Genomic DNA, 20,466 nt, shown 5'->3' with positions numbered 1-20,466 from the left:
GTCAGTGCAATACACCATTCTGGATTTGTAATGATACATATAAGGCAAGCTAATTCGGCAGCATAACCGACGGGGGCAGATCGGGCTGCGAAGCAACTTCGGCCTTGATCCAGTTCAGGAACTCGCTGACTTTTTGGCTGTCTTTGCTATCAGGGCGCCGGACGAGCCAATAGGAAAGTGGCGATTGAGTCAGTTGCTGAAACGGTCGCACCAGACGGCCATCGCACAAGGCATCAATCACCAGCGGTTCGCGCCCAAGCGCCACCCCCAGCCCCTCAATCGCTGCCTGTATGACCATGTTTGATTGGCCCAATCGGCGCGTGCGCACTCCAGACGGCAATGTCAGATTGGATTGCCGCGCCCAGAACTCCCATGTTGGGCTGGACGTACCATGGTGCAGATTTTCATCTACGAGCAGTGTGTGCTGTGACAAATCTTCAATGCGCTTCAGTTCTGGCAACAGCGCGGGCGCGCAGACGGGAAACAGCCTTTCCGGCATAAGCAAATCCACTTCAAACCCGGGATATTCACCAAGACCATATCGAATGCCGATATCGGAATCTGCGCCGGAAAACGGATAGTATCCCGTATCAGTCGCGATCGAAATAGACAGGTCCGGGTGGGCCAAATCAAAGTGCAGAAGCCTTGGAAACAGCCAGTTGAATGCAAACCCCGGCAAGCATGAAATCACGATGGTCCGGTCCGCACGCGTTCGATCGCGAAGTTGCGCACACACATCTGAAATGCGGCCCAGCCCATCCGAGATTGCCTGCGCCAATTGCTCACCTTCGCGGGTAGGTCGCGATTGCCGCGCACCGCGCACCAGCAAATCCCGCCCAAGCCATTCCTCGAGCGATCTGACGTGCTGGCTGACGGCACTTTGGCTGACCCCCAGTTCCTCGGCGGCGGGTGAAAAGCCGGAATGGCGTACAACTGCCTCAAAGGCTCGCAGCGCGGAGTATGGCAGATTCAAGATCATATTAGTCATCCTAATGTCAGCCATTATCACTTTCAAATGGATTGCCGGCGGCCTTAGGCCGTAAGTTGATAATGTCAAGTAATCAGGAGATGTCGATGTCCGACATGACGCCAGAGCGGGGCGCTTACAATCTGCTGGTCAATTGCGCCCGCGCGGCGGCGGGTGAAAGGCTGCTGATTGCCTATGAACCTGCAGAGTTTGGATATTTCGACGCCGACAGCGTGAATGTTGTCAGTCAGGCGGCCCGTCAACTTGGGCTGGGGGTCGACACGATTGATGTGGGCTTCAATCCGGACAATCCGCAATTATCGCCCGATCTGCTTGCCCGGTTCGAAGCGGCAGACATCATTCTATTTCTGGCCCGTCTTGGGGATCAGTTGCGGTTCTCGGACATGCCGAAGGGTAAGAAAGTCATCGTTAGCTTCGCTTTAACCAAAGAAATGCTGGGATCTGGTTTCTCCAACGGCCACCACGATGCGTTCATGGAGCTTAAGGCCGATATCAACGCGGTCTTGGACGCGGCCAGCGAGGTGCGGATCACTTGCCCGTTGGGCACTGATGTAAGCGGTCGGCCGGTGATGAACCTGCAACCCTCGGGCGACACCTCGATCCTGCGCTTTCCGATGTCAGTCTTTACCCCGGTTCCTGCCCACAGTTTCTCGGGCCGTGTGGCGATCAGTTTTCTGACGGGAACGGGGTCGAAGTATTACGATGACTACACCATCGAATTCGACCGCCCCGTCTTTGCGATGATGGAGAATGGGCGGCTGCAGCGTTTTGACGGCGATCCCGCCAATGCCGCACGGGCCGAGGCGCATTATGATCGGGTAGCCAATCAGTTGGGAATTGATCGCAATTTCGTGCACTCTTGGCACGCAGGTATCCATCCGGGCTGCGGCTACCCCTGGGATATGCGCGAAAACTATGAACGCTGGGGCGGCTCCGCTTTCGGAAATCCACGCATCCTGCATTTCCACACCTGCGGGGCGTACGCCCCCGGTGAAATCAGCTGGAACATTATTGATCCTTCCATCGAAATCGATGGCGTAACTTATTGGGACCGAGGTACATTCCATGCCGAACGGTTGCCTTGCGGTCAATCAATCCTGGATCGGCACCCCTGCGCGGCCGCCCTGTTCGCCCATCCCGATCCGGATATCGGTCTGCGTGCAGTTGGCTGATCAATAGCGGCTTGATCGAATCACAAGCTGTGGAAATACTCTTTGATAATAGGGTCTGTTCGAGTTGGCCCTATGGTGCGGAGCACTCCCGTCTCCGGTGCCGGAATATGCGCAGAGGGCAAGACCCCCGCTCCGGCAAAATCATGGAAATCAAATGTCAAAAGCTATCGTCACGCCGCTGACTCAGGCTCTGGCCGAAGGAAAACTGACACGCGAAGAGCTTAAAGGATTCATGCAACGCTCGAACGGGCCCGGATTGCGCCATTTGGCGCTTTGGTTTCTGGTTCTGGCCTGCACGACAACGCTGATCACTCTAGCCTGGAACAGCTGGCTGATCTGGCCCGCGATGTTCCTGCAAGGCACCGTTCTGGTGCACCATTTCTCACTGCAACATGAATGTGTGCACTATACTGTGTTTCGCACCCGTTGGCTGAATGATCTGGTTGGCCAGATTTGCGGGCTGATCATTATCTTGCCGCATCGGTTCTTTCGGTATGAGCATTGCGATCACCATACCTATACCCAACTGACTGGCGAAGACCCCGAACTGATCCCGCTACCCAAAACGCTTGGCGAGTATCTTCTGTATCTGTCCGCCTTGCCCTACTGGCGCGCCAAGTTTACCGAGCTGTTTCGCCATGCATTTGGCAAACTCAGTGCGGCAGAACTGCGCTTTATTCCCAAGGAAGAACACCAATCGGTCTATTGGGACGCGCGTCGTATGCTTGCCATCTACGCGGTTGTCTTTGTTGCTATGGCGATCACCGGGTGGTGGGGCCTGATCTGGTACTGGATCATACCATTGTTTCTGGGCGAGCCCGTGATGCGATTTGTGCGCATGACCGAACATGTTGGGCGGCCAACCGTGGCTCAGATGTCAGAGAATACACGCACCAATCTGGTGTCAAAACCGATGTCCTTTCTGTGCTGGAATATGAACTATCATGCTGAACATCATTATGTCGCCTCGGTCCCATTCCACGCCCTGCCCCGGCTGCATGAGAAGCTGAAGGATCATATCTTTGTCGAAAAGGGCGGATATCTTGCCGCGCATCGCGACATTCTGCGCCAGATCATGCAGCGCAAAGCGAGGACCTGAGCGATGCAGGCAGACAAACCATGGCGCGATCTGATCGAGGCATCTAAACTGGAAAAAAACTGGGTCACGCGGGTCGCAGTCGGGCGACGATTGATTGCGGTATATGACACACCCAGCGGTGTCTACGCCTCACTGGCATTGTGCAATCACGGTGGCGCAGATCTCTGCGATGGTTATTTTGACGGCCATGTCATCGAATGCCCCTTGCATCAGGGCGCGTTCGACGTTCGGGAAGGCAAGCCTGTTTCTGCACCTGCGACCCGAGCCATGCGCGTATTCGAAACGCGCATAATAGACGGGATGGTTCAGGTCCGTATGTGACCAGAACCTAGCGCTTATCTGATCGTTTTTCGAGCCGCGCGAAAATACGGCTAAGACCGAAACAAACAACGAAGTAGAATGCCGCCGTTGTGATCCATGCCTCGAAGATCATTCGAGACGAGGCGACTAGTTCGACGGTCTTGTAGGTCAGTTCCTGAACCGAGATCAGCGACAGGATTGAGCTGTCCTTGATCAATGAGATGAACTGGTTCGCTAACGGTGGCACAACCTTTTTCATCGCCTGCGGGAGAACGACATAGCGCAATTCCTGTATGCGGCTCATACCGATCGAGCGTGCAGCTTCGCGCTGACCTTTCGGGATCGACTGGATACCTGCTCGGACAATTTCGCCGACAAATGCGCTTTCAAACAGCGCCAGAACGATGACACCTGAGACAAGCGACGGAAAGCGCCGCATCTCACCAAAGAAAAATGTCCAGATCTGGTTGTCTTCCTGCCGCGCAATTCCACGCGCCCAGCGTTCAAGGTTTAGTGCGTCGATCAGTTGCTGCGAAAGGAAGAAAAAGAAAATAAAGACAACAACAACCGGTGGCACATTACGCAGAAATTCAAGATAAGTGCGTGCCAGCATGCGTATGGTCAGGTTGGCAGAACAGCGCGCGATCCCCAGAATTGTACCCAGAATGAGCGCCAAAATGCCGGAATAGATGCTGATACGAACCGTCGCCACCAAGCCTTGCAGCAATAGATTGGCAAAATACTCTTCTCGCCCAGTATGCCAGCCGACGATGTAGCTGGGGATCAATTCCCACCGCCACTTATAGTTCAGCGTACCTTCGATCGACAGCCAGATATATCCGAAGAAGGTGATCAATACCGCTACGATCAGATAATCTGGCCATCTGAGTTTTCTAAGAAATTCAGGCACCTGGGCGCTCCGCTTCAGGCCCGAGGGCGGCTGATCCGCCCCCGGCTAATTGGTTACTGGGCAACCTGGTCTGCCCACTCTTCAGTTGCGAACCAATAGTTGTGACGCTCTTCCAACCAACCCGACCGCCAGTTCTGAGCGATCCAATTGTTGAAAAAATTCATGGCGTCCGGATCGCCCTTGCGTACTCCGAACGCTTCGCCACGCGGATCATAGAGGTTATCGAACGGAACGGTCAGAGTTTCCGGATGACGACCGGCCTCGCGGTTCGGTGTGGGTTGGGCCGCCATTGAGGCATGCGCGTTTCCGTTCAGCACTTCTTGCGTTGATGCACCGTCTTCATCAAACAACAGCAGCGTCGCGTTGGGGAAGTTTTCCGCGATCACCGTAGCTGGTGTCGCACCGCGACGAGCGGCAAAGGTGACCTCAGGTTTATTGAAATCTTCCAAAGACATACCATCGGTCAACTGTTTGTTAGCCATAATAGCCAGGCCCGAATACGCGTAAGGATCGGTGAAGTTGATCGTCAAGTTTCGCTGCGCAGTCACCGACATGCCCGAGATGATCACGTCGAAATTGCCGGATACGAGCGCCGGGATGATGCCATCCCAGGCGGTCGGTACAAACTCGACCTCTACACCCATGTCCTCGGCCAGCTTGCGACCGACATCCAGTTCGAACCCGATCAGATCACCATTCTTGTCGCGCATCGACCACGGCACGAACAGCGACAGACCAATCCGGATCACTCCATCCTGTTTGATCGTTTCAATCACACTTTCGCGGGACAGTTCCTGAGTCGCGCTTTGCGCCCAGCCTGAGGTCGCCATGCCTGTTGCCACGACCGCGCCCAGGGCCGCCCCGAGCATTCTGCGAGATAGCTTCATCTTGGTTCTCCTTGTTGTCCGGTTAAGTTCTTGTGGTTATTGGTCGACGGCATATTTCTTCTCCAGATAGCTAACGCCAATCGACAGGATCAGGGTCACCACCAGATAGACCAGCGCGATAGTGAACCAGATTTCAAAACTCATATACGTGTCGGATATAATGTTGCGCCCGAAGGTGGTGAGTTCGGCCACGGCAATGACGCTGACAATAGCCGAGGATTTGATCAAGTGGACGACCTCGCCCGTCATGGGCGGTAGCATAAAGCGAACAGATTGCGGCAGAATGATATATCTGTAGGTCTGATAGGGGGTCATACCGATAGACTTGGCCGCCTCCCACTGACCAGATGGGATGGCGTTGATCCCCGCCCGTAGGATTTCTGAAATCAAGGCTGAATGAAACACCGCCAAAGTCAGGATGCTGGCGGTATATCGATCAAATCCAAAGATAGGACCCAGGACATAATAGAACAGGTAAAGCAGAACCAGCAGAGGGATATTGCGGATCAGTTCAAGGTAGGCAACCGCGACAGCAGTGCCAACTACCAAGCCGGACAAGCGCAGTAACGCCACTAGCAACCCGATAGCTGTGGCCAGCAGAAACGAGGTAACTGACAGCTTGATCGTGGCAACCAGTCCGATGGGGATTTCGCCCCACTCGAACCCAATCTCGGTGTTGCGGTACAGGAATTGGGGCACGCGATACCACTGCCAATTATAGCCCATACCCTGCGCGCCAACATATGACCCGTAGGCGATCAAACCGACAATAACCGCATAGATCACGACGGACACTAACACCGAGCCAAAGAACCGCTTGTATAGTGGCGGCTTCGGCAGCGCTTGCCCGCGTCCCTGTGATATGCCCAGATCGGTCACGTTAGTGTTCCAATATCTGGTTCAGGAATAGACGGCAGCGCTCGCTTGACGGGTTGGTGAAGAACTGATCGGGCGGCGAGATTTCAACGATCTGCCCCGCCTCCATAAAGACCATCGTGTCGGCGACCTTGCGCGCAAACCCCATCTCATGCGTGACAACCACCATGGTCATGCCCGTATCGGCCAGTTCAACCATCACATCCAGCACCTCGTTGATCATTTCGGGATCAAGCGCGGATGTTGGTTCATCAAATAGCATGATCCGTGTTTCCATGCACAAGGACCGCGCGATAGCGACGCGCTGTTGCTGCCCCCCCGACAATTGCGCCGGGTACTTATCGGCCTGCTCAGGAATATGAACGCGGTCGAGATAATTGCGCGCGGTTTCCTCGGCCTGCGCCTTGGATAGCTTGCGCACCTTCATCGGTCCGATCATCAGGTTTTCAAGCACAGTCAGGTGCGGAAACAAGTTGAACTGCTGGAAGACCATGCCGACTTCCTGTCGCAGTTCACGGATTTCCTTGGCACCTTCATAGACTTCGATCCCATCGATCACGAGACGCCCGGAATTATGCCACTCTAACCCGTTGAAACAGCGGATCAGGGTGGACTTTCCCGATCCGGACGGGCCGCAGATTACCACCTTCTCACCTTGATGAACGGTCAGATCGATGTTCTTGAGCGCATGGAAAGTCCCATAGAACTTATCCAGATTGGTCACTTCGATCATGGGGGAGAGCTGTGTCATGCCGAACCTGTGAAGATGCGGATCAGTTGGCGTCGCTGATCTATGACGCTGTGGTAGTGCGATCGCAACATGAGGTCATGCACGCATGCGCACGAAGTCATTCGCGGCGATTCAGGCAGAGTGGAGAGATCTGGCAAAGCCTCAGAATCCTCAAATTCGTTGCGCGCTGTTCAATATGGTTGCTTAATGTGCAATATTCGTCAATAAAAAACTCAGCCGAACGGCACACGCCGCGAAAATAGAAACAGAAAACACGAGAGGAAACGTGAATGTCCGCCTGGATTCGGATGATATCTGACGAAGATGCCGACGAGCACCTGAGAGCGACTCTGGATCTGGCGCGCACACCACACGGGACCGTGGACAACGTGATGCGCGTGCATTCACTGCGTCCCAACACCATGAAAGGTCACGTCATTCTGTATCGCGCGTGCCTGCATGATGAAGCCAATTCCATACCCATGTGGTTTCAGGAAGTCATCAGCTCTTACGTATCGACGTTGAACACCTGCCCCTATTCTTATGCCAACCATTGGGCAAACGCCCGACATCTGATCGGTGACGACGCACGCGCCGACGCAATCGAGGCCGCGTTAAAGGCCCATCGTCCGCAGGACGCATTTGAAGGTGCGCAGTTGGCCGCGCTGATCTATGCGCAAAAGCTGACCCTGTCGCCGGGTGCAATGGAGGAATCCGAAGTTCGCGCATTGAAAGATGCCGGCTGGGAAGACGGAGAGATTCTCGAGATCAACCAGATCGTCGGATATTTCAATTATGCCAACCGATTGCTGAATGGTCTGGGTGTCACAACGGAAGGGGACGTGGTGGGCTACTACGCCGAGGATTGACGGATTGAATCATGCACGATGACACGCCGGGAAGACAGATTGATCGCGCTATTGGTGCCTCGCTCAGGGAGCTGCGCCAAAGCCGCAAGCAATCCGCCCGTCGGTTGGCAGAACAGTCTGGTATCTCGGCTGCAATGGTCAGCCGTATCGAAAACGGGTTGGTCTCTCCGTCAATCGATACGCTGGCTGCACTTGCCGAGGCGTTGGAAGTACCAATCGTATCGCTGTTTCGCGAAGCGCGGACAGATCACACCGACTATACGCTGGTTCGCCATGGCGAAGGGCTAAAGTCTACGCGACTGGCGGGCGGCCATTCGCACGAATACGTCAACCTTGCGCTGCATTCCCGGAAGGACCTGCGCTTTCAGGCCCGTCGTGTCACGTTGTTGCGCGACGAGGGGCAGCCGCCCACTTATGTCGGCCATGGCGTCGTGTTTGTGCAGGTTCTCGAAGGGCAGGCCATCTATCGCTACGGCGAGGCCCGATTTACTCTTTCAGCAGGAGACAGCATCAGCGTCGATGCAGAGCTGAATCACGGCTTCGAAGAGGTACTGACCCCCGAGTTCGTCTTCCTGACCGTTCAGGCCGAACGTCCGTAGTGGCCAGTTGATATGGCCATCCCAACTGAAATTGATCTGACGCGCGGGCCAATCTCGACCCATTTCCGAACCCTGGCGATCCCGGGCGCAATCGGGATGTTGTTCAACACTCTCTACAACGTTGTCGACATGTTCTTCGCCGGCCTTCTCTCGACCAGCGCGCAGGCAGGATTGGCACTAGGTTTTCAGGCCTTTTTCATTGCCATTTCGGTCGGGGTCGGGTTGGGTGCCGCGATGAGCGCGCTGGTCGGCAACGCATTAGGCGCTGGAGACACTCGAGCAGCGCGGCGGTTTGCGGCACAGGGAATGATCTATGGCTTCATTGCAGCCTGTGTTCTGGCGGCGGCTGGTCTCTGGTACGGCCCTGCGCTGATAACTCTGGTTTCGGAACCGGGACCTTATCGCGATGCAGGTTTACGTTATTTCCACTGGCTCCTATTGGCCTTGCCCGGATTTCTACTGGCCTTCGGTTGCAATGGCATTCTCCAGGCACATGGTGACGCGGTATCGATGCAACGCGCCCTCATGGTGGCGTTTTTTGCCAATATCGGTCTGAACCCCCTCTTGATCTACGGCATTCCGGGCATGATCCCGGGCATCGGATTTGATGGCCTCGCTGTATCGACGGTGATCAGCCAGACCGGTGTGATGGTGTTTCTGATCCGTCAGGTCCTCAGACGCCGCAGGATGAGGCGCATGCGCCCCCGAAACTTCATTCCGCGCCTACAGAAGTTCAAGGAGATCTCGGTTCAGGTACTTCCCACAGCGACATCTTTCTTCGTGATGCTGCTGTCAGGTTTCGTCATGCAGTTCGCCCTGAAAATCTTTGGAGAGCACGCAATCGCTGGCTTTGGCATTGCCATTCGGCTTGAGCAGATTTTGCTTTTGCCGGTGCTGGGGGTCACGGGGGCACTGCTGCCCATCGCGTCCCAGAATTTCGGTGCCCGCGACTATGAAAGGGTACGCGAGGCACTGTTTTATTGCTGGAAAGTCGGGTTCATCATGACCGCCATCGCAGCCCCCATATTGTGGATATTTGGCCGCCTTATGATGGGCTTTTTCACCGACGATCCCGAAGTGATCCGCGTCGGACTTAGCTATCTACGTGTCGATAGTCTGATCCTCCCGATCTACATGATGCTGTTTTCCATCAACTCGCTATTGCAAGCCTTGAAGCGACCGATCTGGACCGTGTGGATCAGCCTATATCGTCAGGGATTTGGCGTCGCCTTTTTTGTCTGGATTTTCGTCGGCCTGCTCGGCTTTAACGAAATTGGTGTCTGGTTCGGCACCGCAGGTGCCGTGGTGACTGGCTGGATGATCGCGTTGCTGATGACGTCCCATGTGGCTCAAAAAGAGCTGGGCGGGCTTTGGCTCAGGACGAGAACCGATCTGGACTGAAGGCTTCTATATCGATGTCCGGTGATCTGCCAGCAATTACATCTGCGATTATACGCGCCGTCGTCGCGCCTAGTGTCAGGCCAAGCTGTCCGTGACCCGTCGCAAAGGCGACGTTAGCCAGTCGCCTGCTGCGGCCAATGATCGGACGTGTGTCCGGTGTAAACGGGCGGCGACCCATCCGGCGTTCCGCATTATCGGTCTTCAAACCCGGTAATACGCGGAATGCACGCCTGACCAGCACATCGGCTCGGTTCCAATTCGGCTGCGCGTTCAGGTCGGCAAATTCTGCGGTACCGGCCACTGCCAGCGCCTGCTGATACGGTGTAATGCCAAACCCGCCTTTGGCATAAAACACCGTATGGCGGAGCTCGACCCCGCTATCTTTCAACGCAGTCGAATATCCGATCACCCCTTCCATCCTCAGTTGAACGCCCAGCGTCTTGGCCAAGATTCTAGACGGCGTTCCCGCAGCGATGACGAAATCATCTGCGCTGATCGATCGCCCATCGCTCAGCTTCACGCTTTTCACATGTTGTCCGTCCTGCGTAAAACCGATTGCTCTTCCTGCGACGACTGCCCCGCCGCGGCTGCTAAAACTCTGCGTCAGCGTTTCAACCAATACCTTAGGGTCCGTCACAAAACTCCAGTCTCTAAGCAAAGCTGCATGTTTGAAATCAGATGCTATTGCAGGATCGATTTCATGCGCTTCCTGACCTGTAACTTGATCAATCGTGCAGCCCAACTCACGCGCCAACTCAAAAGCTGGGCGCATGGTCGCAAGGTCATTGTCGTCGTCAAACAACTTGATTACCGGCCGTTCGACCAAAAGCTCAGGATGGCCTACATCTAAAAGCTGAGCCTTGAAATCCGCTGTTGCAGCAAACGTAAGTCTTGCCAGATCGGAGGCGATTGTGCGCATTTTCGAGCGTCGCGCATTGGCGGTAAACCGTGCAAACCACGGCAGCAGCTTCACTGCTGAAGCCGGGCGCAGTGTCAACGGGGCCTCGGCATCCAGCAACCAGCCCGGCACTTTCATCAGCATCCCCGGCTGCGACAACGGCACGATCTCACCCACTGCGATACACCCGCAGGAAGCCCAACTCGCGCCCTCACCAACCGGACCCGGTTCTACGATGGTGACCTCGTGGCCCTGCGACTGCAATTTCAGCGCACAGGATATTCCGACGATGCCGCCGCCAATTACAACCACCCGTGCCATTACTGGGACCCCTACAGAAGTTCGCGAAGTTGCTTCATCAAGTCCGCCGTGACGCGAACACCATCCGCTTCGGCCGCAGCACGGTTCTTCAAGCGGCCATCTCCGGGAACGCGGGCATCCCCGTTGCCTTCAATCTCAGCGCAGATGCGTTGGACATAGTCTTCAAATGCGGCATTCCCGAAACGCGCCGGATCAATCGCGATCAACGTTGAACCGCCCTTGATATTCAAGGCACCGTGAGCTTCGCGGTTGGCATTGTCCACGGACAATGTTCCACCGGCCAGTGCCGCGCCGAGAACTTCGATCAAGAAGGCAATCGCAGCGCCTTTGTGCTCGCCAAACGGCAACAGACTGCGGGTCTCCAAAATCGCGTTGGGATCGCTGGTTGGCTGACCGTTCGGGTCAAGCCCCGCAGGGCGCGGCAATTCGTGCCCTTCGGCCGCGGCCATCCGGATGTCCATCAGCGCAACCATTGACGAGGCCTGATCCCAAACAACCGGCGCACGACCCGGTCGCGGGCAAGCAAAGGACATCGGATTGGTGCCAAAAACAGGGCGGGTGCCGCCTTGCGGCACCACCATCGAGAGCGAGTTCACAACACCTAGCGCTACCAGCCCAGCGTCCGCCAGCGGACCTGTATCGAAACGTAGTGCCCCCAGATGGTGGCAATTGGCACAAGTAAACGCGGCAATACCATTCGCGCGCGCCATTTCAATAAGCTCGTCTCGCGCTTTGGCGGCCACGATCTGGTAATAGCCATTGTCACCATCTCCGCGCAGAACCCCCGGTGCGATCCGTTCGACACTCGGGTCGGCCTCGGGGTTGGCATATCCCGAAGAAAAGCTCTGCGCATAAACAGGCAACATCCTTAACCCATGGCTACGCGGGCCGTCGCGCTCGCTCATCCGCACAAGCCCGGCCAGAACCGTGCTGCCATGTTCATCCATGCCTGCAGCCACAAGGACAGATTTTGCCAATTCCTCTACTTCGTCGAGTGAGAGAGCGATCGTCGAGTTATCGGCCATGTGCCTAATCCTGTCGTTGGTTGAGGAAACGGGCACATAAGTGCCCGCTTGCAGATCTGTTTAGGCGCTGTATTCCACCCGCTTCTTAGCGACGAATTCATCCAACGCCCCGCGCTGATCGTCCGGCATTGGTGGCTGGACGTAGGTGTTCAGCATACGCTGCGCCTCTTCCGTGCCAACGGTTTCTGCGGTTTTAGCACCTTCTGCTTCCCACTGTTCAAAACTGTCATTGTTTTGCAAGTGGTTCATATGCATTGGGTTTTCGCGCGTATGGTCAGTACCAAGGAAGTGCCCACCCGGTCCGATTTTGTCAATGTCGCCCAGCAACGTGTCCAGATTTTCCTCTTGCAGGCCGCTGAAGAAACGGTGGAAGTTTTCCAACTGCAACGCGTCCTGCACCCATTTAGAGTAGCTGACCCCAAGCGCGCCTTCAAGGAAGCCTGCTGAGTGTACGATGTAGTTTGCACCGCCCAGCAGTACCGGCCACATGGTGTTTGCGGTGTCGAACGCAGCCTGCATATCCGGGGATTTCGATCCGGTCCACATGGTACAGGTCCGCCATGGCACACCATAAAACCGAGCCATCTGACCCACCAGAAGGTTCATCAGCCCGGGTTCCGGAGAGCCCATCATCGGTGCACCTGTCTTCATCGAAACGCCCATGATTGCTACCCCCAGCACCATCGGGGCTCCGCGCCGGATGATCTGGCTGTAGGCCATACCGGCCAGAGATTCTGCAATCAGCAGCGCGACACCACCCTGCGGGCTTGCAGGTGTGCTCGCCCCGGCAAGAACAAAGGGCGACAGCAGGCAGGGCTGGTTGGCGGCGGCATAGACGCGCAGGCTCTGCAACATGGTCTCATCCCAGACCAACGGTGTGTTGCAGTTCAGCAGGGCTGCCATCACCACATTGTTGTCAACAAACTCCTCACCAAACACGATGCGAGTCATCTCTACCGAGTCCAACGCCGCCTGTTCGGATAGAACTGAACCCTTGATCGGTTTGTCGGTCAGCGTCAGTGCGGCATGAACCAGCTCCAAGTGGCGTTGCGGCACGGGTACGTCCTGCGGCTCGACCGGCAAAATACCCGGTACCATCATCGACTGACTCATCTGACTGAGTTTGAAGAAGTTATGCGCATCCTCCAGCATCGAAGGGCGGCGCACACCATCCAGACCATAGACAAATGGCGCGCCATACGCATTGGCAAAGACCGAATGCCGATTGCCCACCCGCAGCGAGCGTTCCGGGTTGCGCGCGGCATAGCCCCATTCCGAGGGAACGGCCGAGATCAGGTCCATCAGCATCTCGCGTCCGATGCGCACCCGCTCACCCTGCGCATCCGCACCGTACTTCTTCCAATCCGCTAATGCCACCGGATCGCGGAACTCAATCCCTGTGGTTTCAAGTATAGTCATGGCCGCATTGTGGATTTTCTCAACGCCTTCGGGACCAAGCAGATCAATCGGGCCAACTTTGCGGTTCAGCGTCGACAAGTAGACAGGGGGCGGGTTGGTACGAGCCTTGACCCGCGCGGCACGTCCACCGCCACGGCCCGAGCGTGCTTTGACTTCTGCCATCTCAAATCCTCCGGATCAGGCGCGCGCGCGGGCGCTGGTGGGATCAACGGCGCAGGTATCGATCACTTCGGCCTCGCGCATTTCATTGTGGATGAGCACCTGCATTTTGGTGCCGGGCGCCGTCATCTCGTATGGAACCAGCGCCATCGCAATGTCGTGGTTGCAGTAATACGAGAATCCGCCCGAAGTGACGCGTCCGATCAGCTTGCCATCGGCATAGACGCCTTCGTCAAACATCACCGAGGTGTCGCAGAACGGCAGCTTCAGTGTGACCAGTGTGTTGTATCCACCCTGCTCCTGCTGCTGTTGCAACGCGGCTTTGCCGATGAAATCACGTTCGGCCACCTGCCCGCCGATCTTCTCGGTCATTGCAACGAAACGGCCCAAATCGGCCTCATATGGGGTCAGGTCCTTGCAGATTTCGCGGTTGATCGCGCGATAGGATTTCTCAAGCCGCATCGACTCCAACGCTTCAAGCCCGAAGGGTTTCACACCCGATTTCAGCAGCAGATCAACGAGGTGGCGATTGTATCCGACCGGGTGGTGCAGTTCCCATCCCAACTCACCGGTGTAGGAGACGCGCAACAAGTGCACACCTTTGGCATAGCCCACCTCGCCCATCTGTGCCGACAGCCATGGGAATGCTTCGTTCGACAAATCATTATCGGTCAATGGTTGCAGGATGTCCCGTGCCTTGGGCCCGGCCAGTGCGATCACGCCCAGCTGTTCTGAGATATCCTCGATCACCACCGAGCCATCACCTGGCAGCACGCGCTGTAATTGATCCCAATTGTAGGCTCGCCAGTTCGGCGTCGATATCAGGTAGAAATCGTCGTCGGCATAGCGCACGATTGTGTACTCCGCATCCATGCCGCCCTTGTCGTTCAACATCAGCGACAAGGTCATGCGGCCCACCTTGGGCAGCTTGTTGGCCATCAGGCTATCCAGCCATTTGGCTGCACCCGGTCCACGCACTGTGAACTTGGTCATCGGCGACATTTCGATGAAGCCAGCCTCTTCACGGGTGGTGCGCACCTCTTCCTGAACACGCTCCATATGGTTGGTGCGGCGGAAACTGTGTTCGGGGATCGCCTCTTCGGGCGATTTGGCAAACCAGCGAGGAAATTCGTAGCCGTTAAAGCTGGTCCAAACCGCACCTTGAGCCGTCAACAGATCATAGCTGCCCACGGTCTTCATCGGGCGCGCATCCGGGAAGTCCTCACCCGGAACATGCGCATCCATATGGGTGCCCCATGTCTCGCGCACCTTATCCATGGTCCAACGTTTTGAGGCGTAGTCCGAGAATCGACGCGGGTCGAGCTCCGACATATCCATGCCCGGATCGCCATCGACGATCCATTTGGCCAAACGGTTACCAACGGTGCCGCCCCAGAGGATGCCACCTGGCATGCCTTCGGCCAGCCAAAGGTTCTCATGCCCCGGTGCGGGTCCGGCCAGAGGCAGCTCGTCCGGGGTCATCTGGAACGGGCCACGGGTGTTGGCCTTGATCCCAACCTCACCCAAGGTTGGCACCCGTTCGATGGCGCGTTCCCATTGGGTTTCCACGGCATCAAAATCCTCGGGCAACAGATCGGCTCCGAACTCGGGCGGGACACGATCCTCGGCAAACAGTTTGAGGTCTTTGGTGAATTCATACGGCCCGAACTGGATCCCGCCCACATCTTCGCGCAGATAAGCGCCGTAGTCCTCATCCCGCAGGATTGGGAATTCGGGCAAGCCTTGCGTTCGGCGCTCTTTCAACAGCGGCACCGTCTCGGTCGTCCAATACTGGTGAACGATCGGGATACATGGCAGGTCCAGCCCCACGCGGCGCGCATTTTCGCGGGCGTAGTTTCCGGTGGCAAAGATCAGATGCTCGCAGGTGATCTCACCCTGATTGGTGGTCACTTTCCAGTGGCCATTGTCCAGCTTCTCATAAGCCTGCGCTTCGGTGTTCTGGTATACCTTGGCGCCGGCATCCCGCGCGAGCTTGGCCAATGCCATGGTAATGTCCGCGGGATTCACATAGCCGTCTTCCGTGTGCAGAATACCACCCCGAATATCTGAACTTTGATTCAGCAAGGGATGAATCTCGGCAATCTCCTCTGGCGTCAGCAGTTGGCAGGGCACGCCTGCAGCTTCGGCAATCGAGATATAGGACTGGAACTCATCCCAGCGCTTTTCGGTATTGGCGACCCGCAGCTGTCCTACCTTACGCAGTCCGACCGAACTGCCCATCTTCTCTTCCACCTCGGTGTAGATGCGGATGGTTTCCATCGTCATCTTCGACACGTTGTGCGACCGCACAAAGGTTACTAGCAAACCAGCCGCATGCCACGTCGAACCCGAGGTCAGTGTGGTGCGTTCCAGCATAACGGCATCAGAGCATCCATGTTCGGTCAGCCCATATAGAATTGACGCCCCGACGCATCCGCCACCGACAACCACGACTTTTGCATGTGACTGCATACTGCAACTCCTTCAACTTGTGCACGACCAACCGGGGGTCGCATTGCATGAGGAAAGATCGATATGAACGCCAAGAGTTTTGAGGACCTTTGATACATCCATTGATCATGTCTCAAACGGTTGTGGCGAATTTTCACCGTGAACCGCTGGCGGGCAATTGCAAAAAGATTCACTTTGAATAAGATCAGCTAAGCCTGATCTTCGGATAGTGCTTATATAATATTGGATGTACAAACCATCACAGGTCAAATCACCTTGCTCAACAGGCCCTACGATCTTCCACCTGTAAGTTCACTTATCAGCTTTGAGGCTGCTGCGCGGCATGTAAGCTTCAAGACCGCCGCAGAAGAGCTGAACGTCACGCCGGCCGCAATCAGCCATCAGGTCAAAGCGCTGGAGAACGAGCTGCAATGCGCGCTGTTTCTGCGCCATCATCGCGGCGTGGAACTTACTGAAAGCGGCGCTTATCTTCTTGTTGCCCTTCAACGTGGTCTGGAAGGCATCAGCGAAGCACTTGGGCAGTTGCGGCGTCAATATGACAGAAAAGGTGTGACGATCCGCTCAACCACGGCTGTCAGTTCACTTTGGCTCACCCCGCGCCTTGCGCAGTTCTGGAAGCAATACGGGCACGTTTCCGTGACGCAGGTCGTGACTGACCTCGGCATCGACACGTCAAAATGCGACCTAAGTATCCATTACGGCGATTCCAGTCGCGAAACGGGCATCTTCAAGACACTATTTCACGACAAGATTATGGCGCTTTGCAGCCCAAGGTTTGCGCAACAAAATCCCATCGAACGCGTTGAAGATATTGCCAGGGTCCCCCTCATTCATCTCGACGCTCCGGATACCGGCTGGACCGACTGGCGTGCCTGGACCCAGAAACTCGGCTATGAAGGCCCGCTGAATTCCGCGCATCGGGTCAACAATTACACGATCGCGCTTCAGGCCGCTCAGGACGATATGGGCGCAGTGCTGGGATGGGAGGGACTGACCTCGGAGCTGACCGCATCCGGAAAACTGGTCAGACTGTTGCCGCAAACCATCTCATCGCAACTGGATTTCTACGTGAAACTACACAACACCTCATCCGACCGCGCCAAGCTTGTGTTCAAGTGGCTCGGCCAAGCGGCTGACGGAAAGGTTTAAACTCGGCTCAGACCTGATCAGGACGAAATATCTTGTGAGCGAAGATCGAGGGCCTTACCGTTGATTTCTCGCAGTCCTGAATAAAAGCAAGAATACAAACACCGATCCGATTGAAGTTGTGACGATCCCCACCGGCAATTCCTGCGGAGCCAGCATAAGCCTGCTGAGAATGTCAGAGCCGGTCAACAAGGCAGCACCAACCATAGCGGCGGTAGGTAGAAGGTTTTTGTGCAGGGGACCTGCGATCCCGCGTGCAATATGCGGCACCATCAGACCGACAAAACCAATCACCCCGGCTACGGAAACAAACACGGCCGTTGCCAACGCTGCGGTGAAAAACATGCTGAACCGCAGACCCCGAACCGGCACACCCAGAGTAGCGGCAGTCAAATCCCCGGTCAGCAGCGCATCCAACCAGCGGCTGCGATAAAGCGAATAGCTCAGGATCAGCAGCAGACCGATGCACACCAGCGGGAACGTCTCCCAACGGGCCAGGCCCAGCCCCCCCAGCATCCAGAAGATGACAGAATGGGCGGCGCGGCTATCGCCGGCGAAAATCAGATAGTTGGTTATGGCCGAAAACAAAAACGACACAGCCAGACCCGCAAGGATCAGCTTTTCCGGTGCGCTGGTGCGAAGCCCATGAACCAGCGCCAGCACGATGCCCGACGCCACAAGACCGCCGCAAAAGGCAGCCAGAGGCAGAGTCCAGAAACCCAGAATATCTCCGGTCACGGTAATTACAAACACCGCCCCCGCTGCCGCACCCGAGGACAGGCCGAACAGAAATGGATCGGCAAGGTCATTACGTGTGGTCGTTTGCAGCACCACGCCAACGATGCCCAGCCCAGCACCGATCACGGCTGCAAACAACGCGCGGGGCAATCGCAGGTCGAATACGATCCTATGCAGCGGCGACATCTCTCCGTCCTGCAACCCGGTACCGCGCAATATCGCGGTGAAGGTGTCGGACAAAGGAATCGAGGTTGTGCCGTAGATCGTGGAAATCAGCAAAAGGGCGGTCAGAACGACCGCCCCCAGCAACAACGTCAGGCCCAGTCGGCCCATATTAGCTCTGACCCGAATGCATCGCGCGCGCCATCTTCGAGATCGCTTCGATATTTGCCGGTCCCGGCGTTAGCTCTTCGTAGCGCAATCCGATCCAGCGTTCGTTCTTGACGGCATCAGTCTGCGACATGACGGGATGTTCCTGCAGGAACTTGAAGGTGTCCTCGGCACCATTGCCGGTCTGATAATCCAACAAAACCAGGAATTCCGGGTTCGATGCAGCAACGGCCTCCCACGAAGTGCGGCCCCAGCTCGTGTCCATGTCATGAGTGACGTTTTCACCACCGGCGGCTGTGATCATCGCGTCGGGAATCGCGAATTTACCGGCGGTAAACGGAGCATCTGCAGGACCATCCAGAAGAAAGACGCGGGGCTTGGGCAGTTCAGCAGTCTTGGCTTCGATCGCTGCCAGCTGCTCTTTCCAGCCCGAGACCAGAGCCTCGGCCTTGTCTTCGACTTGCATCACCTTGCCCAAGCGCAACACATCGCCAAACAGAAGATCCATGCTGGCTTCGGGGCGATCCTTGTCCAGATGGACACAGCTTTCCGTTAGAACCAAGGTCTTGATTCCGAACGGTTCCAATGTATCTGGGGTCACATCACCACCCGGCTTCATGCCATAGTACCAACCGGCAAAGAACAGGTCGGGTTCAACCGCCACCAAGTTTTCGACGGTCGGATATTTCGGCGCAAGCTCGGGGATGTCGCCGCGCAGGGCATCAAAATCAGGGCTGGTCTTGTACCAGCCGGTGATGCCGGTCAGGCCGACGATCTTGTCCTGCAGACCCAATGCAAAAGCCATATCGGTCATGTTCATGTCATGCACAACCAGGCGCTCGGGCGCGGTATCAAAAACCAGCGGTTCGCCGCAGTTGTCTACGGTGACTTCTTGCGCAGCAGCACCGCTTGCCATGGCGGTGGCCAACGCCACGGGCCAGATGTATTTCATCTCAGTGTGTTCCTTCGACTAAGTTGAGATTGTGGTTCTTCGAATATCAAGCGCCGGGATCACGCGGCCTTCGTGGAGAAAGCAGAGGAAATCAACGCCAAAAGTTTCGCGGACTCTTTCGGGTGTCAGCACCTTGTCCACCGATCCAAACTCGATCATGCGGGTCGATTTCATCAGCGCCACGTGTGTGGCGAATTCGGGGATCATGACCAGATCGTGTACGATCATGACCACGGTGATCCCAAGCTCGGCGACCAAAGACAGCATCCGCCCTTTTGCATCAGGATCCAGATGGTTGGTCGGTTCGTCCAGAAACAGCAACGAAGGGTTCTGCGCCAAAGCACGTGCGATATGGGCACGCTGACGTTCGCCTCCGGACAGTTGGGCCATGCGCTTGTCCGCGAGATTGGCGAGACCGGTCAGGTCTAAAATCCGGTCCAGCTCTTGCGCGTGGCCTTCGGCAGAGCGGTCCGCACGGATGGGTATTTGCCCCAGCGCAACATAATCGCGTAACGCCAAGCGTCCATCGGGCAGTTCCTGCTGACCTACCACTGCAATCATGCGCGCACGCTCTTTGGCCGTGAGCTTTTTCAGACTGCGTCCTTTGATCCGAACATCACCAAGTGCCAGCGGCTCAGCGCCGCACAACAGATTGAGAAGCGTCGTTTTCCCCGCCCCGTTCGGGCCGGCGATGGCTAGAATGGAACCCTCGTACAACTCGAACGAGACGCCCTGCAACAGGACATCTCCGGTAAGGGCATAATACTCAAGGTTTTCGGCAATCAGAAAGGGTGGCAACGTCATTGCGATGCCCCCTGTTCGATCCGCGGCATGCGCGAGAGGGTTTTATTGAACAACGCCTGCGGGCGATCAGTGGCATTTGTCCAGCCATCCGGGCTTTCACGATACTGCGCTGCAAACTCAGCCAGCGCCTGCACCTCATCCGCGGTCTGAATGCCACCAAAAAGGTATTGCGCCTTTCCTACGGCCTGGAACCCAACCGTTCTGGGACTATCGCAGCCTGCCATGCAAGACGACGCGCGGATCGCAAAACTGCGATGTAATTTCCCAGTCAACGCATCGCAAATTTCATCAAGGGGCAGCCCTTCAGTGCAGCTTTCGCAGACTAGAATGAAATGATCAGGCGTATCTGGCATGGTCCACTCCACTTGTTT

At 56.2% G+C, this 20,466-nt stretch carries 20 protein-coding genes; 7 read left to right on the top strand and 13 right to left on the bottom strand.

Annotated elements, in window-relative coordinates; genetic code table 11:
- Positions 1–49: 49 nt before the first annotated feature.
- Complete coding sequence (locus tag ACR0AW_RS08950; protein WP_170732632.1) at positions 50–979, bottom strand: LysR substrate-binding domain-containing protein; 930 nt, start codon at positions 977–979, stop codon at positions 50–52.
- Between the two features lie 71 nt (positions 980–1,050).
- Between ACR0AW_RS08950 and ACR0AW_RS08945 the strand changes: the two genes are divergently transcribed.
- The 3 genes from ACR0AW_RS08945 (at position 1,051) to ACR0AW_RS08935 (ending at position 3,580) form a co-directional block, all read left to right on the top strand.
- Positions 1,051–2,160 (top strand): hypothetical protein, encoded by a 1,110-nt coding sequence (locus tag ACR0AW_RS08945; protein WP_480444187.1) that lies wholly within the window; start codon positions 1,051–1,053, stop codon positions 2,158–2,160.
- A 154-nt stretch (positions 2,161–2,314) separates the two neighbouring features.
- Entirely contained in the window at positions 2,315–3,259 is a 945-nt protein-coding gene (locus ACR0AW_RS08940) for a fatty acid desaturase family protein (RefSeq protein WP_170646827.1), read from the top strand.
- Positions 3,260–3,262: 3 nt separating this feature from the next.
- Positions 3,263–3,580 (top strand): non-heme iron oxygenase ferredoxin subunit, encoded by a 318-nt coding sequence (locus ACR0AW_RS08935; protein WP_170646826.1) that lies wholly within the window; start codon positions 3,263–3,265, stop codon positions 3,578–3,580.
- A gap of 7 nt (positions 3,581–3,587) precedes the next feature.
- Here the strand turns inward: ACR0AW_RS08935 and ACR0AW_RS08930 are convergent, their stop codons facing one another.
- Genes ACR0AW_RS08930 through ACR0AW_RS08915 form a run of 4 tightly spaced genes read right to left on the bottom strand, consistent with a single transcriptional unit; the run spans position 3,588 to position 6,983 of the window.
- Complete coding sequence (locus tag ACR0AW_RS08930; RefSeq protein ID WP_170732631.1) at positions 3,588–4,469, bottom strand: amino acid ABC transporter permease; 882 nt, start codon at positions 4,467–4,469, stop codon at positions 3,588–3,590.
- Positions 4,470–4,522: 53 nt separating this feature from the next.
- Positions 4,523–5,356, bottom strand: a complete 834-nt coding sequence (locus ACR0AW_RS08925) for a transporter substrate-binding domain-containing protein (protein ID WP_170393843.1) — start codon at positions 5,354–5,356, stop codon at positions 4,523–4,525.
- Between the two features lie 36 nt (positions 5,357–5,392).
- Complete coding sequence (locus tag ACR0AW_RS08920; protein ID WP_170393841.1) at positions 5,393–6,235, bottom strand: amino acid ABC transporter permease; 843 nt, start codon at positions 6,233–6,235, stop codon at positions 5,393–5,395.
- A 1-nt stretch (position 6,236) separates the two neighbouring features.
- Positions 6,237–6,983, bottom strand: coding sequence for an amino acid ABC transporter ATP-binding protein (locus ACR0AW_RS08915; RefSeq protein WP_304621969.1), 747 nt, complete (start codon positions 6,981–6,983; stop codon positions 6,237–6,239).
- Positions 6,984–7,252: 269 nt separating this feature from the next.
- Between ACR0AW_RS08915 and ACR0AW_RS08910 the strand changes: the two genes are divergently transcribed.
- Genes ACR0AW_RS08910 through ACR0AW_RS08900 form a run of 3 tightly spaced genes read left to right on the top strand, consistent with a single transcriptional unit; the run spans position 7,253 to position 9,831 of the window.
- Positions 7,253–7,831 carry a carboxymuconolactone decarboxylase family protein gene (locus ACR0AW_RS08910; RefSeq protein WP_170393839.1) on the top strand — a complete coding sequence of 193 codons (579 nt, stop codon included), beginning with the start codon at positions 7,253–7,255 and terminating at the stop codon, positions 7,829–7,831.
- Positions 7,832–7,842: 11 nt separating this feature from the next.
- The gene (locus ACR0AW_RS08905) at positions 7,843–8,430 is read left to right on the top strand and encodes a helix-turn-helix transcriptional regulator (RefSeq protein ID WP_170393837.1); all 588 of its coding nucleotides are present in this window, start codon (positions 7,843–7,845) and stop codon (positions 8,428–8,430) included.
- Between the two features lie 12 nt (positions 8,431–8,442).
- The gene (locus ACR0AW_RS08900) at positions 8,443–9,831 is read left to right on the top strand and encodes an MATE family efflux transporter (protein ID WP_170732630.1); all 1,389 of its coding nucleotides are present in this window, start codon (positions 8,443–8,445) and stop codon (positions 9,829–9,831) included.
- On the opposite strand, the gene ACR0AW_RS08895 is transcribed toward ACR0AW_RS08900, so the two are convergent.
- The 4 genes from ACR0AW_RS08895 to ACR0AW_RS08880 are packed head-to-tail and all read right to left on the bottom strand — an operon-like array spanning position 9,806 to position 16,125.
- The gene (locus ACR0AW_RS08895) at positions 9,806–11,050 is read right to left on the bottom strand and encodes an NAD(P)/FAD-dependent oxidoreductase (protein ID WP_170732629.1); all 1,245 of its coding nucleotides are present in this window, start codon (positions 11,048–11,050) and stop codon (positions 9,806–9,808) included. The two genes, ACR0AW_RS08900 and ACR0AW_RS08895, sit on opposite strands and share 26 nt — an antisense overlap.
- Positions 11,051–11,061: 11 nt before the next feature.
- Entirely contained in the window at positions 11,062–12,075 is a 1,014-nt protein-coding gene (locus ACR0AW_RS08890; protein WP_170732628.1) for an Ldh family oxidoreductase, read from the bottom strand.
- Positions 12,076–12,135: 60 nt separating this feature from the next.
- Entirely contained in the window at positions 12,136–13,656 is a 1,521-nt protein-coding gene (locus tag ACR0AW_RS08885) for a trimethylamine methyltransferase family protein (RefSeq protein WP_170732627.1), read from the bottom strand.
- Positions 13,657–13,671: 15 nt separating this feature from the next.
- A complete protein-coding gene (locus ACR0AW_RS08880; protein WP_170732626.1) occupies positions 13,672–16,125 on the bottom strand; it encodes a GcvT family protein in 2,454 nt (817 codons plus the stop codon).
- Between the two features lie 255 nt (positions 16,126–16,380).
- On the opposite strand from ACR0AW_RS08880, the gene ACR0AW_RS08875 reads away from it, so the two are divergent.
- Positions 16,381–17,274, top strand: a complete 894-nt coding sequence (locus tag ACR0AW_RS08875; RefSeq protein ID WP_170732625.1) for a LysR substrate-binding domain-containing protein — start codon at positions 16,381–16,383, stop codon at positions 17,272–17,274.
- A gap of 54 nt (positions 17,275–17,328) precedes the next feature.
- Here the strand turns inward: ACR0AW_RS08875 and ACR0AW_RS08870 are convergent, their stop codons facing one another.
- The 4 genes from ACR0AW_RS08870 to ACR0AW_RS08855 are packed head-to-tail and all read right to left on the bottom strand — an operon-like array spanning position 17,329 to position 20,448.
- Positions 17,329–18,342: an iron ABC transporter permease gene (locus ACR0AW_RS08870; RefSeq protein ID WP_170732624.1), complete on the bottom strand. Its 1,014-nt coding sequence runs from the start codon at positions 18,340–18,342 to the stop codon at positions 17,329–17,331.
- 1 nt (position 18,343) lies between these two features.
- Positions 18,344–19,291 (bottom strand): ABC transporter substrate-binding protein, encoded by a 948-nt coding sequence (locus ACR0AW_RS08865; RefSeq protein ID WP_170732623.1) that lies wholly within the window; start codon positions 19,289–19,291, stop codon positions 18,344–18,346.
- Positions 19,292–19,309: 18 nt separating this feature from the next.
- A complete protein-coding gene (locus tag ACR0AW_RS08860; protein WP_170732622.1) occupies positions 19,310–20,095 on the bottom strand; it encodes an ABC transporter ATP-binding protein in 786 nt (261 codons plus the stop codon).
- Entirely contained in the window at positions 20,092–20,448 is a 357-nt protein-coding gene (locus tag ACR0AW_RS08855) for a DUF1636 family protein (RefSeq protein WP_170406981.1), read from the bottom strand. The genes ACR0AW_RS08860 and ACR0AW_RS08855 overlap by 4 nt, the downstream gene beginning before the upstream one ends.
- Positions 20,449–20,466 lie beyond the last annotated feature (18 nt).

It is taken from the genome of Ruegeria sp. C5, assembly GCF_056537605.1.
The sequence above is the reverse complement of the archived record's forward strand: the minus strand, read 5'-3'. Positions and strand labels throughout refer to the sequence as shown.

What these genes read in the sequence shown, in the direction of transcription:
- ACR0AW_RS08890 (WP_170732628.1), bottom strand. Translation starts at nt 12,075, where the DNA reads ATGGCCGATAACTCGACGATCGCTCTCTCACTCGACGAAGTAGAGGAA.
- ACR0AW_RS08915 (WP_304621969.1), bottom strand. Translation starts at nt 6,983, where the DNA reads ATGACACAGCTCTCCCCCATGATCGAAGTGACCAATCTGGATAAGTTC.
- ACR0AW_RS08860 (WP_170732622.1), bottom strand. Translation starts at nt 20,095, where the DNA reads ATGACGTTGCCACCCTTTCTGATTGCCGAAAACCTTGAGTATTATGCC.
- ACR0AW_RS08870 (WP_170732624.1), bottom strand. Translation starts at nt 18,342, where the DNA reads ATGGGCCGACTGGGCCTGACGTTGTTGCTGGGGGCGGTCGTTCTGACC.
- ACR0AW_RS08950 (WP_170732632.1), bottom strand. Translation starts at nt 979, where the DNA reads ATGATCTTGAATCTGCCATACTCCGCGCTGCGAGCCTTTGAGGCAGTT.
- ACR0AW_RS08880 (WP_170732626.1), bottom strand. Translation starts at nt 16,125, where the DNA reads ATGCAGTCACATGCAAAAGTCGTGGTTGTCGGTGGCGGATGCGTCGGG.
- ACR0AW_RS08945 (WP_480444187.1), top strand. Translation starts at nt 1,051, where the DNA reads ATGTCAAGTAATCAGGAGATGTCGATGTCCGACATGACGCCAGAGCGG.
- ACR0AW_RS08895 (WP_170732629.1), bottom strand. Translation starts at nt 11,050, where the DNA reads ATGGCACGGGTGGTTGTAATTGGCGGCGGCATCGTCGGAATATCCTGT.
- ACR0AW_RS08905 (WP_170393837.1), top strand. Translation starts at nt 7,843, where the DNA reads ATGCACGATGACACGCCGGGAAGACAGATTGATCGCGCTATTGGTGCC.
- ACR0AW_RS08940 (WP_170646827.1), top strand. Translation starts at nt 2,315, where the DNA reads ATGTCAAAAGCTATCGTCACGCCGCTGACTCAGGCTCTGGCCGAAGGA.
- ACR0AW_RS08900 (WP_170732630.1), top strand. Translation starts at nt 8,443, where the DNA reads ATGGCCATCCCAACTGAAATTGATCTGACGCGCGGGCCAATCTCGACC.
- ACR0AW_RS08855 (WP_170406981.1), bottom strand. Translation starts at nt 20,448, where the DNA reads ATGCCAGATACGCCTGATCATTTCATTCTAGTCTGCGAAAGCTGCACT.
- ACR0AW_RS08910 (WP_170393839.1), top strand. Translation starts at nt 7,253, where the DNA reads ATGTCCGCCTGGATTCGGATGATATCTGACGAAGATGCCGACGAGCAC.
- ACR0AW_RS08935 (WP_170646826.1), top strand. Translation starts at nt 3,263, where the DNA reads ATGCAGGCAGACAAACCATGGCGCGATCTGATCGAGGCATCTAAACTG.
- ACR0AW_RS08925 (WP_170393843.1), bottom strand. Translation starts at nt 5,356, where the DNA reads ATGAAGCTATCTCGCAGAATGCTCGGGGCGGCCCTGGGCGCGGTCGTG.
- ACR0AW_RS08865 (WP_170732623.1), bottom strand. Translation starts at nt 19,291, where the DNA reads ATGAAATACATCTGGCCCGTGGCGTTGGCCACCGCCATGGCAAGCGGT.
- ACR0AW_RS08885 (WP_170732627.1), bottom strand. Translation starts at nt 13,656, where the DNA reads ATGGCAGAAGTCAAAGCACGCTCGGGCCGTGGCGGTGGACGTGCCGCG.